Genomic DNA, 13,155 nt, shown 5'->3' with positions numbered 1-13,155 from the left:
GTTAATATGGACATTTCCGATATTTTAGCTATATTTTTTATTTTTCTACTACCTATAATAATCAAAAGTATTCAAGAAAAAAGCAAAATAGAAATGGCTAAGGGTACTAAATCAAATACTTTATCTAAGTCTGACATGAAAAAATACAATACAAAGAAAAAAGAAAAAAAAGTACCTTTAACTGCAGAAAAAGAAAAACAAAGAAAATCTTTATTTGAAGAAAGAAGAGAAACTAATGAAAATTACAGATATCTAGACTCGGAATATGAGCTTGATGAAGTTAAAGTACAAAATATTGATGTAGAAAAAGAAAGCAAAGAAGCCAAAGAAAAATCACAAGTATTAGGTGAATTTACTAAAAATGATATTGTTAAAGGGATAGTAATGAAAGAAATATTATCAGAACCAAAATGTAGACAAAATAAAGTTTATTAAAAATAAAGAGTATGTTAGTCAAGTACAAAGACTACATACTCTTTATTTTGTAATACCTCTTTTATTTTAAGCATAAATTTAAATAAGAAGGAGGGCTTTTTAAGTGAAAAATAAAGTTGATAATATAAAATCAAATATTTCAGATATATTTGAGCTACCGAAAGAAATAGTCATGGATTTGCCCAAGATAACCATGATAGGGAATATGCAAATACTTGTTACTAATCACAAAGGTATTATTGAATATACAAAAGAAACTATAAGAATCAATACAAATTCTGGAGTAATTAAAATGACTGGTTCTGACATGTGTCTAAAAACTATTCTTTCAGAAGAGATAATTATTTCGGGGCTTATAGAAAAGCTTGAATTTTTATACTAAGGGGTGTATATATGCTAGCTATAAAAATATGGAATTATTTTAGAGGATATGTTATTATTAGAGTGGAAGGACTTACTCTTGAGAAATTTTTAAACTTAGCTTTAAACAAGGATATATACCTTTGGGATATAGAAAGAATTGAATATACTGTTATTGAAGGAAAGGTAAGTTTAGAGGGATTTAAAGCCTTAAAAGAGGTTGTAAAGGCTGTAGGCTGTAGGGTTTATATAGTTGATAAAAGGGGTTTTCCTTTTCTGTTAGGGAAAATTAAAAAGAGAAAAATGTTTGGAATTGGGTTTATAATATTTATAGCACTCATAATATTTTTATCCTCATTTATATGGAGTATTGAAATATCAGGAAATGAAAAGATTAAGGATGAGGAGATCATAAATTTTTTAAATAGCATAGATATTTCTTCAGGCAAAATGAAGTATAATATAGACTTTGAAAATATAAGGAACCAAATTTTTGATGAGTTTGGTGAGTTTTCTTTTGTTTCAGTTGAAATGAAGGGAACTAAACTTTTTATAGATGTAAAAGAGCAAGACTTACCACCTGAAAAAATAGACACCAAAACTCCTTGCAATATTGTAGCTAAGAAAAAAGGAGTTATAAAAAAGGTTATTGCAAGAAATGGGAAAAATATTGTAGAAGAAGGACAGGTAGTAGAAAAAGGTCAAGTATTAATAACTGGAATTATAAAAGATGAGTCTATGGAAGAAAATATACTTGTTCATTCAGATGGAGAAGTATTAGCTCTCACTAGATATGCATATACGATGGAAGAAACTATCGAAAAAGAAATAAAAGAGGAGACTGGTGAGGTTTATACAAGAAAAGAGTTGAAATTTGGAGAAAAAGGAATACAAATTATAGAAGGAGAAATTCCTTTTAGAGAGTATATAGTATTTGAGAATACAAAGAGTATAATAGATTTTTTACCTATACAAATTGTAAGCTATGAATATAGAGAGGTTGAAATAAAGAAGATAAAACAAAATATAGATTCACTGAAACGTTCAACTCAAGTATTGGGAGTACAAGAAATAAATAAGGTATTACCTAAAGACAGTCAAGTAATATCTAAAGATGTAAAATACGATATAGATGGTAATAAATTGATAACACAAGTGATTATAGAAGTTATTGAAGACATCGGAGAAAAGCAAATAATTTATAATAGGGAGGATTAGTTTTGAGCAAAGACATCACGGAGAAAATCATTGCTATAGAGGATGAAAATGTTATGTTTGAGCTATTTGGCAAATTTGATGAAAATATAAAGATAATTGAAAGTGAATTTGGTGTAGAAATTCTCTTGAGAAGTGGAGAAATAAAAATAATAGGTGAAGAAATTCCAGTTATGCTGGTAGATAGACTTATATATAAATTAATTGAAATAATAAAAGCACAAGGTAAACTTGCAAAACAAGAGCTAATGTATACTATTCAACTTATTTATGAAGGAAAAGAAGAAAAGGTAAAGGAATTGATGGATGAAACTATATGTATCACTGCATCTGGAAAGAGTATAAAACCTAAAACTCTAGGTCAGAAAAGATATATTGATTCTATGAAAAATAATGATATAGTATTTGGAATTGGTCCAGCAGGTACTGGAAAGACTTATCTTGCTATGGCTATGGCAGTAAATGCTTTTAAGAATAAGGAAGTTAATAGAATAATTTTGACGAGGCCTGCAGTAGAAGCTGGAGAAAATCTAGGATTTTTGCCAGGTGATTTACAAGAAAAAGTAGATCCATATTTACGACCTGTATATGATGCACTATTTGATATAATGGGTTTTGAAACTTATGGAAAGTTTGTTGAAAAAGGGCTTATAGAAGTAGCACCACTAGCGTATATGAGAGGAAGAACATTGGATTCTGCTTACGTGATACTTGATGAAGCACAAAACACTACAAATGAGCAGATGAAAATGTTTTTAACAAGATTAGGATTTGGTTCAAAAGCTATAATTACTGGGGACATAACTCAAATTGACTTACCTCGTGGAAAATCCTCAGGTCTTAAGACTGTAACCAAAATACTTTCTGGAATAAATGGTATAGATTTTGTGTATTTAACAAAATTAGATATTGTAAGACATCCATTGGTACAAAAAATAATAGAAGCTTATGATAAATATGAAAAAAATGTTGAGTAGATATTTTGTTGGGGGGGTTATCCCATGATGAAACAGAAAATTAAAGACAAGGGAAGAAAAAAACCTAAAATTAAAAGAATGTTTTCATATTTTTCTGAACACAAGAAGGTCGGTATTGTAGTATTGCAGATTGTTTTTACATTGATTTTGTTCTTTACAATTATTGACAATATAGAACCAAAGAAAGTAAAGGTGAGAGTAGGAGATGTATCTCCTTATGAAATTAGAGCCACTAAAGATATAGAAGATAAAAGTGCTACGCAAAGGTTAAAAAACGAGGCAATGGAAAGGATTGACCCTAGATTTAGAGTCAATCCATCTGTTCAGATGAAAATGAAAAATGATATTAGAGTTTTTTTTGGTCTTGTAAAAGATGTAAAAGCTTATGACAATATGAGCAACACAAAGAAAGCTAATTTGCTTGAAGAACAATCAAATATAAAATTGCAGCCAAAATATTTTAATATAGCTGTGAGAATAGACAATAAAGAATTAAATTCTTTAGAAAATGCTATATATGATATTATAAATCAAATAATGAGTGCAGGTATAAAAGAAGAAGAATTAGAATATGAAATGGAAAATGTAAAAAGTATTTTTAAAACATTAGATATGTCCAAAGAAGAAAAGGAACTAGGTATGGTTCTTATAGAATCTACTATAGAACCAAATAAGTTTTTAGACATGGAGGCTACTCAAAGAGAAAAATTAGAGGTAGCTGAAAGTGTAGAGCCGGTTATAGTGAAAGAAGATCAAATAATTGTAAGAAAAGGCGATAGAATCGATGCAAATGCATATGAACTTATAAAGGATTCTGGTCTTTTAAAAGAAAAAGAAGGATATGATTTAAGTACTATAATAGGTACATTGATCATCATTCTATTGGTAGAATTTGTAATTGGTCTATATTTGTATCATTTTAACAGGGAAGTTTTCACAAGTTCAAAGTTAATCATACTAGATATTATAATTATAAGTATAGTTCTTATATCTGAAGGAGTATATAGTATTTCACCATATATAATGCCTGTTTCTACAGCTGCTATGCTCATTACTCTTATTATAAATCCAAAATTGGCTTTAATAATAAATGCTATATTAGCTTTTTTAATTGGAATTATTTTAAAGGTTGATGAAAGCGTAGTAGCTATGTTATTAATTGGAGGAAGCATAGGGGCCTTTAGTGTTATAAATGCTTCCCAAAGATATAATATTTTTTTCAATGGATTAGTAGTTGGAATTGTAAATGTTTTGACTATAGTATCTTTTGGTCTTGTAAAAAAAGCAGATATTTTAGATACTCTCATAAAGAGTGGATATGGCATATTAAATGGGATTTTTTGTGCAGTTTTAACTATAGGTACATTGCCTTTATGGGAAAATGTATTTCAAATATTAACTCCCCTTAAATTGTTAGAGCTTTCTAATCCAAACCAGCCCCTTCTAAAAAAATTGCTTATGGAGGCTCCTGGGACATATCATCACAGTGTGCTGGTAGGAAATTTAAGTGAGGCAGCTGCAGAAGAAGTTGGAGCAAATCCACTTATAGCAAGAGTTGGAGCATATTATCATGATATAGGAAAACTAAAAAGGCCTTATTTATTTAAAGAAAATCAGTTTGGATTTGAAAATCCTCACGATAAATTAAATCCAAGCCTTAGTACACTTATTATAACAAATCATACTAAAGATGGACTAGCAATGGCAGAAGAGTACGATTTGCCTAAAGAAATAAAGGATATAATAATCCAGCATCATGGGGATACAATAGTAGCTTATTTTTATTATAAAGCACTAAAAGGTGAGAATAATGAAAATGTAAAAATTGAGGATTTCAGATATAAAGGTCCTAAGCCTCAGACCAAAGAAGCAGCTATAATAATGTTAGCGGATTCAGTGGAGGCTGCAGTTAGATCTATAAAGGAACCTAACAAAGGGAAAATAGAAGAAATGGTCAGAAATATTATAAAAGGGAAATTAGAAGATGGACAACTTGAAGAATGCGATTTGACTTTGAAAGATTTAAATACAATCGCCAATATTTTTTGTACTGTACTCTTGGGAATATTTCATGATAGAATAGAATATCCCAAGCTTGATATAAATGAAGTAAAAGGGGAAATTAAAGGAGAGATATAGATGGATATATATATAGACAATAGACAGGATAAAATAGAAATAGACGAAAAAATTGAAGCTATTGAAGGTATTATAAATCAGGTCATAGAAGAATGTTTAAAAGAAGAGGGATATTCTATAGATGTGGAAGTGAGTGTTTCTTTTGTGGACAATGAAGAAATCAGAGAATTAAATAGAGAGTATAGAAATGTAGATTCTCCTACGGATGTGCTTTCTTTTCCTATGGAAGAAGATTCTTTGGGACTTTTTACACCTCTTTTAGGTGATATTGTTATATCTCTTGAACGTGCTCTAGAGCAATCAAAAGAATATGGACATTCTTTTGAAAGAGAAATAGCATATTTAACCGCTCATAGTATGTTTCATCTTCTTGGATATGATCATATGACAAATGAAGATAAAAAAGTTATGAGAGAAAAAGAAAAGAGTGTCATGAAAACTTTAAAAATATTTAAAAACGAATAAAACAAGGTGGTTAAATGAAATCTAGAAGTCTTATAGATAGTTTTAATTATGCGGTAGACGGAATAATTTACACATTGAAAACTCAAAGAAATATGAGGATACATTTTAGCTTAGCTATTATAGTTCTTGTTTTAAGTCTATTTTTAAATTTTAGTAGACTTGAATTCTTAATATTATTTTTAACGGTAAGTTTTGTCATAGCCTCAGAAATGATAAATACATCTATAGAAAAATCCATAGATCTTTTTACGAAAGATTATCATCCTTTAGCAAAAATTGCAAAAGATGTAGCAGCAGGGGCAGTTCTCGTATCAGCTATAAATGCTATAGTAGTGGGTTATTTATTGTTTTTTGATAGATTAAATCCTTATTCCCATGTACTATTATTTAAAATCAAAAATTCACCAATTCATTTGACTTTTATATCTATATTTTTAGTTATAATTATAATTGTAGTTATAAAAACAATAGCTCAAACAGGTACTCCTTTTAAGGGAGGAATAGTTAGTGGACATTCAGCTATTGGATTTTTAATAGCAACAATCATAAGTTTCTTAGCAGGAAACGTGTTGATTACAACATTGGCTTATTTTATGGCTATACTATTAGGGGAAAGTAGAGTGGAAGGAAAAATTCATAGCACTTTTGAAGTCATTACAGGTGCTATATTGGGAACTTTAATAGGAATTTTAGTTTTTCAAATCATAGGTTAACAGGAGGAATTTATGAAAAAAATACTATTTATATTATTAGTATTTTCTATAAGTTTAGTTTCTGTAGGTTGTAAAAAAGATGATGTGGAGATAGAAGATAATGAAGAAATAGTGATCATTGGCGATGAAGAAGATGAAAAGAAAGGCGAAGATTTGAAGGAAGGGATTTCTTCACCTTTAAGTGGGATTTATGCATCTGAGGAGAAAATAAATAGAAGACCAGTAGCAGTTATGTTTGATAATCATCCAAGAGCTAGATGGCAAGCGGGCCTTTCAGAAGCGGAAGTAGTTTATGAATTTATGGTAGAAGCACCTTATACAAGATATATGGGAATATTTCTTCTAAATGATCCACAGGAACTGGGGCCAATTAGAAGTTCAAGACCTTATTTTGTTACTACTCTATTGGAGTATGATCCCATATATGTAAGGGTTGGTGGAAGCGAGGAAGCTAAAAAAGATATAAAAATTTTAGGTATTGCAGATATTGATGGATTATCAAGTTCACCAAGTGTTTTTTATAGAAATACAAAGAATGGTAAAAAAAAGCCTCATAATCTTTATACCAGTATGAATATTATACGAAAAACTCAAGCTGAAAGAGGATATAAATTAGAAGGAAATTTTGAAGGATTTAAATTTTTCACTGAAGATACTGAAATAAATGGTTTTTCTGCAAAAGACGTAAGTATTATTTATAACAATGAAAATAATACTCAATATGTGTATGATGAGATTGAAAAAAATTATAAAAGATATAAAGATGGTAAGTTACATATTGATGAGTGCTACAATGTGCCAATTGTAGTTAAAAATATTATAATACAAGAGGCTAATACAAAAGTTATTGATAAAGAAGGTAGACTTAAAATTGATTTGATAGGTAGTGGAAATGGTATATATATAACCAATGGACAGGGGCAAAATATTACTTGGACTAAAAGTTCTAGAAACGCTAAAACTAAATATTATGATGAAAGTGGAAAGGAAATAAAATTAAATTCTGGAGTCACTTGGATTCAAGTGACAAATATAAAACCAAATTTAATTATCAAATAGGAGTGATTACTGTGAATGAAAGAGAACTTATAGAAAAAGCGTTTGAAGCTAAAAAAATGGCTTATGTACCTTATTCGAATTTTCATGTAGGAGCAGCAGTACTTATGGAAGATGGGAGTATATATGGAGGGTGCAATATTGAGTCGGCCTCATATAGCCCTACAAACTGTGCTGAAAGAACTGCTATTTTCAAAGCAATTTCAGAAGGGAAGAGAAATATAAAAGCTATAGCTATAGTAGGAGATGCAGGATTTACTTATCCATGTGGAGTTTGTAGACAAGTCATAAGAGAATTTGGGGAAAATGCCAAAATAATTATTGCTAAATCAATAGATGAATACAAAGAATATACTTTAGAAGAATTGTTGCCATATAGTTTTGGACCAGAAGACTTAGAAAATTCAGAAAAATAGGAGTGATGCTATGTATAAATCAGGTTTTGTGACTATAATAGGTAGACCCAATGTAGGAAAATCAACACTTTTAAATTTTATAATTGGAGAAAAGGTTTCAATTATTTCAGATAAACCTCAGACTACAAGAAATAAAATTCAATGTGTATATACTCAAAATGATTTTCAAATAGTTTTTATTGATACCCCAGGTATTCATAAACCTAAAAACAAATTAGATGAATATATGATGAATGTGTCTAAGAGTACGTTAAATGAAGTTGATGTTGTTACTTTTATAGTAGACAATAGCAAAAAAATAGGACCATTAGATGAAAATATTATTGTGCAATTGAAGGGTGTTAGAACACCTAAAATATTAGTTATAAATAAAATAGATAAGCTTTCAAAAGAGGATATAGCTGAAATAATGGATACATATAGACGATTAAATATGTTTGATGATATAATACCTGTTTCTGCAATGAATGGAACCAACGTGTCACTTTATATAGATGTATTAAAAAAGATGATGCCAGAAGGGCCACAATATTTTCCAGAAGATATGATAACAGATCAACCTGAGAGGTTTATCATAGCTGAAATTATAAGGGAAAAAGCTCTTAATTATCTGGAAGAAGAAGTTCCTCATGGGGTATTTATAGCAATTGATATGATTAATACAAGAGATGACAAAGATATAATAGATGTTCATGCTACAATTTATTGCGAAAAGGAATCTCACAAGGGAATTATCATTGGCAAGAATGGAAGAAAACTAAAAGGTATAGGCAAAAGCGCTAGAATTGATATAGAAAATCTTTTGGGAAGTCAAGTTAATTTACAGCTATGGGTGAAAGTAGAAAAAAATTGGAGAGATAAGGAAAACAAGGTAAAGTATTTTGGATATGAATAGTATTGGAGTGACTAAATGCTTGTAAAATCTGAAGGAATAGTTTTAAGAGAAACAAAGTTTGAAGAAACAGATAAGATATTGAATATATTTTCTTTAAAATATGGGAAAATTCATGCTATTGCTAGAGGAGCATTGAGACCAAGAAGCCCCTTTATTGCTAGTAGTCAAGTTTTTTCTTATAGTGAATATACTTTTTATAAAGGCAAAAATTTTTACCACATAAGCCAAGGTGATATTTTAGATTCTTTCTATGACATAAGAGAAGATATGAACAGACTTCTATACGGTACATATCTTTTAGAACTTATTGATTCTTCTATTGTCGAAGAAGAACCAAATGAAAAACTTTTTAAGCTTCTGATAAAAGCTTTGAGTATACTGTCTAATATGGATGATGATTTTTTGAAATTTGTAATTAGTTTTGAAATAAAATATATATCATTTTTAGGCTTTAGACCATTTTTAGATAATTGTGTTATGTGTGGAAAGGATGTAATAAATGATAAGCTAAGATTTAGTATAAAGCAAGGCGGGATTATATGTGAAAATTGTTCTAATTTAGAAAAGACTAGCCGATATATGGATGGAGCTATGCTTAAATATTTAAAACTTCTTTTATATACTTCCCTTGACAATTTAGATGAAATCAAGATGCCTAAAGATGTCATGATTAAATTGCAGGATATTTTGGTACAATATATATTGACATGCATAGAAAAAGATCATTTTAATTCATTAAATTTTATTAAATCAATTGAAAAGAATGGAGGTGCCTAATATGGATATATCTTTAGATGATATTGATAAAGTAGTTGCAAGAACTAATGCTAGTTATAAAGAAGCAAAGGAAGCATTGGAAGCTTGTGATGGAGATGTAGTTGAGGCTATTGTCTATATTGAAAGCAAGGATAAAACCTTTGCACAAAATTTAGGAAATACAGGTGAGCAAATATTTGAAAAATTGAAGGAATCTTTAAAAAAAGGTAATGTGACAAAGATAATTATAAGAAAAGATGGAGAAATAATCATGAATATACCAGTTACTGCTGGGGCAATAGGTACAGTATTATCTCCTCAAATTGCACTATTAGGTTTTAGCACAGCTTTATTTTCAAAATGCACCTTTGAAATAGTAAAAGAAAATGGAGAAGTTGTAAATATTAATGAAGCTGTAGAAAAGAAAATGTCAGGCAGTAAGCAATCTTCAGATTCAGAAGATAATAATGCATAGTATTGACAATCTTAAATTTTTTTGCTAGATTATTAATTATAGATAAACTAAAGAAACTATGCAATGAAGAAGACAATAGTCAATATATATTATATAAGCGAGCTAGGGATGGTGAGAGCCTGGTATAATGAATTGATGAAGGGCACTTCTGAGCATATATTATGAGAGAATACCTTTTAAAGGTATTAAGTAGGGTGGAACCGCGGAAGTTACCTTTCGTCCCTATAGGGATGTAAAGGTTTTTTTATGTCAAAATATTTTTAATCCACAAATTAAGGAGGTAACAAAGATGTATTTTCAGGAATTAATGCTGAAATTACTTGAATACTGGGGAAGTAAGGGGTGCATTATTCTAGAGCCTTATGATGTAGAAAAAGGTGCTGGGACAATGAATCCACATACTTTTTTAAGGGCATTAGGTCCAGAACCCTGGAAGGTAGTATATGTAGAACCATCAAGGAGACCTGCAGATGCAAGGTATGGAGAAAATCCAAACAGGGTTTATCAACATCATCAACTACAAGTTATTTTAAAACCTTCTCCAGAAGATGTGCAAGATCTTTACTTGGAAAGTTTGAAAGCGATAGGTATAGAACCTTTAAAACATGATATAAGATTTGTTGAAGATAATTGGGAGGCTCCTACTTTAGGTGCTTGGGGTCTAGGCTGGGAAGTATGGTTAGATGGAATGGAAATCACTCAATTTACATATTTTCAACAAATAGGTAGTGTAAACTGCGATTTGGAATCAGCGGAACTTACTTATGGTCTAGAGAGGATAGCAATGTATCTTCAAGATGTAGACAATATATTTGATATTCAGTGGAATGATAGAATTAAATATGGGGAAATATTCAAGCAAGCGGAATATGAACAGTCTGTATACAGTTTTGAAAAAGCTAATATAGAAAGTTTAATTACATTATTCAATATGTATGAAGAAGAAGCAAGAAGAGCTATTGAAGAAGGTCTAGTGCTTCCTAGTTATGATTATGTACTTAAGTGTTCTCATGCGTTCAATGTATTAGATGCTAGAGGTGCTATTTCTGTCACGGAGAGAACTCATTATATAAGTAGAGTTAGAAATCTAGCTAAACTTGTAGCGCAAAGATATTTAGAGGAAAGAGAAGAACTTGGGTATCCCCTCTTAAATAAGGGAGGTGTGTCTAATGAGTAATAAATACTTATTAGAAATTGGAGTAGAAGAAATGCCTGCAAGGTTTGTAAAAAACACTTTAGAGCAGATGAAAAATTATACTACAAAATTACTTAAAAATGAGAGAATTGAATTTCAAGAAATAAAGTTGAATTCAACACCAAGAAGATTGGTACTTCTAATAGACGGTTTGGCAGAAAATCAAGAGGATCTAAAAGAAGTAGTTAAGGGACCATCAAAAAAAATAGCTTTTGATAAAGACGGAAACCCAACAAAAGCCTTAGAAGGTTTTGTGAGGGGCCAAGGAGCTAGTTTGGATGATGTATTTTTACAAGAACATAATGGAGAAGAATATGTATATGTAAATAAGGTTAAAGAAGGAAAACTCGTAGAAGATATATTAAAAGAAAATATGGCTAATATGATAAAATCTATATCTTTTCCTAAATCTATGAAATGGGGAGGCAAAAATTTACGTTTTGCAAGGCCTATTAGATGGATATTATCAATGTTGAATGATAAAGTTGTAGAATTTGATTTGGAAGGAATAGTTGCTTCAAATATAACTAGGGGTCACAGATTTTTAGGTAGTAGTCATATAGAAATAGGAAATGTAGATGAGTATATTTCAAAACTAAAAGAAAATTATGTAATAGTTGATGCAAATACAAGAAAAGAAAAAATAAAATATGGTTGTGAGAAACTAGCTAGAGAAAAAGGCGGGAATATATTGCAAGATGAAGGGCTACTAGATGAAATAACTAATATAGTAGAATATCCAACACCAATTATAGGTAGAATAAAAGAGGAATATTTGGAACTACCTAAAGAAGTAGTCATTACTCCTATGAAAGAACATCAGAGATATTTTCCGGTGATAGATGACAAAAAAAGATTGCTGCCATATTTTATAACTGTAAGAAATGGAAATGAAGATCATATAGATATGGTTATAAAGGGAAATGAAAAAGTAATAGGTGCAAGGTTAGAAGATGCAAAGTTTTTCTTTAATGAAGATAAGAAAGAGCCTCTAGAAAATTGTGTAGAAAGTTTAAAAGATATTGTATTTCAAGAAAAATTGGGAACTCTCTATGACAAAACTATTAGAATTCAAAAGTTAGCAGTTAAAATTGGCAATTATCTTGAGGTAGGAGAAGAAACAGCAAAAAATATTGAAAGAGCAGGATATTTATCAAAAGCCGATTTAGTGACTAAAATGGTAGATGAATTTACTGAACTTCAAGGAGTCATGGGTAGGGAATATGCAAAGATATCAGGAGAAAATGAGATAACAAGCTTAGCCATATATGAGCAATATCTTCCTAGATATGCTGGAGATGAACTTCCAACAACTACAGCAGGAGCTGTTTTAAGCATTGCTGATAAGTTAGATACCATTGCCGGATGTTTTGCCATAGGAATTCAGCCGACGGGTTCTCAAGACCCTTATGGACTAAGAAGGCAGGCTTTAGGTATAATAAATATAATATTAGATAAAAAATTGAATCTTTCATTAGGAGAACTAATAGATTTTGCACTATATATTTATGTAGAAGAAAATGGATTAGCTTTTGATTACAATCAAGTAAAAGGGGACATATTGGAGTTTTTCAATGGAAGGATAAAAAATATGTTTATAGATATGGGCTTTAGATATGATATAGTAGATGCTATATTAGCTACAGGAATAGATGATGTATTCGATATGAAACTTAGAGCAGATAAGTTAAATACATGGTTAAATAAAGAAGAATTAAATGATATACTTCAGGCTTTCAATAGAGTAAAGACATTAGCTGATAAATCAGAAACTAATGAAGTTAAAAGAGATTTATTAGTGGAGAAAGAAGAAATAAGACTTTATGAGACATTTAATATTGTTGAAGAGAAAGTAATAGCCTCTCTTAACAAAAAAGAATATGATAGAGCACTAGATTATATGATTTCTCTCAAAGAACCTATTGATAGTTTCTTTGACAATGTAATGGTAATGGTTGAGGATGAAAAAATAAAGCACAATAGATTAGGACTTGTAAGAAAAATATCTGATACCATGCTTATGATTTGTGATTTATCAAAAATAGTAAACAAGTAAAT

Annotated in this window: 14 protein-coding genes and 1 other annotated feature; all 14 genes read left to right on the top strand. The window is 29.9% G+C overall.

The window, feature by feature from the left end:
• Positions 1-6: 6 nt before the first annotated feature.
• Entirely contained in the window at positions 7-435 is a 429-nt protein-coding gene (locus BUA21_RS03615; protein WP_072743303.1) for a hypothetical protein, read from the top strand.
• A gap of 103 nt (positions 436-538) precedes the next feature.
• Positions 539-817 (top strand): sporulation protein YqfC, encoded by a 279-nt coding sequence (yqfC, locus tag BUA21_RS03610; protein WP_072743302.1) that lies wholly within the window; start codon positions 539-541, stop codon positions 815-817.
• 11 nt (positions 818-828) lie between these two features.
• Positions 829-2,013, top strand: coding sequence for a sporulation protein YqfD (gene yqfD, locus BUA21_RS03605; RefSeq protein ID WP_072743301.1), 1,185 nt, complete (start codon positions 829-831; stop codon positions 2,011-2,013).
• A gap of 53 nt (positions 2,014-2,066) precedes the next feature.
• Positions 2,067-2,987 (top strand): PhoH family protein, encoded by a 921-nt coding sequence (locus BUA21_RS03600; protein WP_072743446.1) that lies wholly within the window; start codon positions 2,067-2,069, stop codon positions 2,985-2,987.
• A gap of 24 nt (positions 2,988-3,011) precedes the next feature.
• Positions 3,012-5,126, top strand: a complete 2,115-nt coding sequence (locus BUA21_RS03595) for an HD family phosphohydrolase (protein ID WP_132996115.1) — start codon at positions 3,012-3,014, stop codon at positions 5,124-5,126.
• On the top strand, positions 5,127-5,591 hold the full coding sequence (gene ybeY / locus BUA21_RS03590; protein ID WP_072743300.1) for an rRNA maturation RNase YbeY: 465 nt from the start codon (positions 5,127-5,129) through the stop codon (positions 5,589-5,591). It abuts the gene before it with no gap.
• A gap of 14 nt (positions 5,592-5,605) precedes the next feature.
• A complete protein-coding gene (locus BUA21_RS03585) occupies positions 5,606-6,304 on the top strand; it encodes a diacylglycerol kinase (RefSeq protein ID WP_072743299.1) in 699 nt (232 codons plus the stop codon).
• Positions 6,305-6,316: 12 nt separating this feature from the next.
• The gene (locus BUA21_RS03580; protein WP_072743298.1) at positions 6,317-7,363 is read left to right on the top strand and encodes a DUF3048 domain-containing protein; all 1,047 of its coding nucleotides are present in this window, start codon (positions 6,317-6,319) and stop codon (positions 7,361-7,363) included.
• Positions 7,364-7,374: 11 nt separating this feature from the next.
• Positions 7,375-7,776: a cytidine deaminase gene (locus BUA21_RS03575; protein ID WP_072743442.1), complete on the top strand. Its 402-nt coding sequence runs from the start codon at positions 7,375-7,377 to the stop codon at positions 7,774-7,776.
• A 10-nt stretch (positions 7,777-7,786) separates the two neighbouring features.
• A complete protein-coding gene (gene era / locus BUA21_RS03570) occupies positions 7,787-8,671 on the top strand; it encodes a GTPase Era (protein ID WP_072743297.1) in 885 nt (294 codons plus the stop codon).
• 15 nt (positions 8,672-8,686) lie between these two features.
• Positions 8,687-9,448: a DNA repair protein RecO gene (recO, locus tag BUA21_RS03565; RefSeq protein WP_072743296.1), complete on the top strand. Its 762-nt coding sequence runs from the start codon at positions 8,687-8,689 to the stop codon at positions 9,446-9,448.
• A 1-nt stretch (position 9,449) separates the two neighbouring features.
• Positions 9,450-9,902, top strand: coding sequence for a DUF4342 domain-containing protein (locus BUA21_RS03560; RefSeq protein ID WP_072743295.1), 453 nt, complete (start codon positions 9,450-9,452; stop codon positions 9,900-9,902).
• A 54-nt stretch (positions 9,903-9,956) separates the two neighbouring features.
• Positions 9,957-10,129, top strand: a binding site (T-box leader).
• A gap of 62 nt (positions 10,130-10,191) precedes the next feature.
• Entirely contained in the window at positions 10,192-11,079 is an 888-nt protein-coding gene (glyQ, locus tag BUA21_RS03555; RefSeq protein WP_072743294.1) for a glycine--tRNA ligase subunit alpha, read from the top strand.
• Positions 11,072-13,153 (top strand): glycine--tRNA ligase subunit beta, encoded by a 2,082-nt coding sequence (gene glyS, locus BUA21_RS03550; RefSeq protein ID WP_072743293.1) that lies wholly within the window; start codon positions 11,072-11,074, stop codon positions 13,151-13,153. Before glyQ ends, glyS begins: the two co-directional genes overlap by 8 nt.
• The last annotated feature ends 2 nt before the right edge of the window (positions 13,154-13,155 follow it).

The organism is Sporanaerobacter acetigenes DSM 13106, assembly GCF_900130025.1.
In the GTDB taxonomy this organism is placed as follows: Bacteria; Bacillota; Clostridia; order Tissierellales; family Sporanaerobacteraceae; genus Sporanaerobacter; species Sporanaerobacter acetigenes.
The sequence above is the reverse complement of the archived record's forward strand: the minus strand, read 5'-3'. Positions and strand labels throughout refer to the sequence as shown.

What these genes read in the sequence shown, in the direction of transcription:
- BUA21_RS03615 (WP_072743303.1), top strand. Translation starts at nt 7, where the DNA reads ATGGACATTTCCGATATTTTAGCTATATTTTTTATTTTTCTACTACCT.
- yqfD (WP_072743301.1), top strand. Translation starts at nt 829, where the DNA reads ATGCTAGCTATAAAAATATGGAATTATTTTAGAGGATATGTTATTATT.
- BUA21_RS03600 (WP_072743446.1), top strand. Translation starts at nt 2,067, where the DNA reads ATGTTTGAGCTATTTGGCAAATTTGATGAAAATATAAAGATAATTGAA.
- BUA21_RS03595 (WP_132996115.1), top strand. Translation starts at nt 3,012, where the DNA reads ATGATGAAACAGAAAATTAAAGACAAGGGAAGAAAAAAACCTAAAATT.
- ybeY (WP_072743300.1), top strand. Translation starts at nt 5,127, where the DNA reads ATGGATATATATATAGACAATAGACAGGATAAAATAGAAATAGACGAA.
- BUA21_RS03585 (WP_072743299.1), top strand. Translation starts at nt 5,606, where the DNA reads ATGAAATCTAGAAGTCTTATAGATAGTTTTAATTATGCGGTAGACGGA.
- BUA21_RS03580 (WP_072743298.1), top strand. Translation starts at nt 6,317, where the DNA reads ATGAAAAAAATACTATTTATATTATTAGTATTTTCTATAAGTTTAGTT.
- era (WP_072743297.1), top strand. Translation starts at nt 7,787, where the DNA reads ATGTATAAATCAGGTTTTGTGACTATAATAGGTAGACCCAATGTAGGA.
- recO (WP_072743296.1), top strand. Translation starts at nt 8,687, where the DNA reads ATGCTTGTAAAATCTGAAGGAATAGTTTTAAGAGAAACAAAGTTTGAA.
- BUA21_RS03560 (WP_072743295.1), top strand. Translation starts at nt 9,450, where the DNA reads ATGGATATATCTTTAGATGATATTGATAAAGTAGTTGCAAGAACTAAT.
- glyQ (WP_072743294.1), top strand. Translation starts at nt 10,192, where the DNA reads ATGTATTTTCAGGAATTAATGCTGAAATTACTTGAATACTGGGGAAGT.
- glyS (WP_072743293.1), top strand. Translation starts at nt 11,072, where the DNA reads ATGAGTAATAAATACTTATTAGAAATTGGAGTAGAAGAAATGCCTGCA.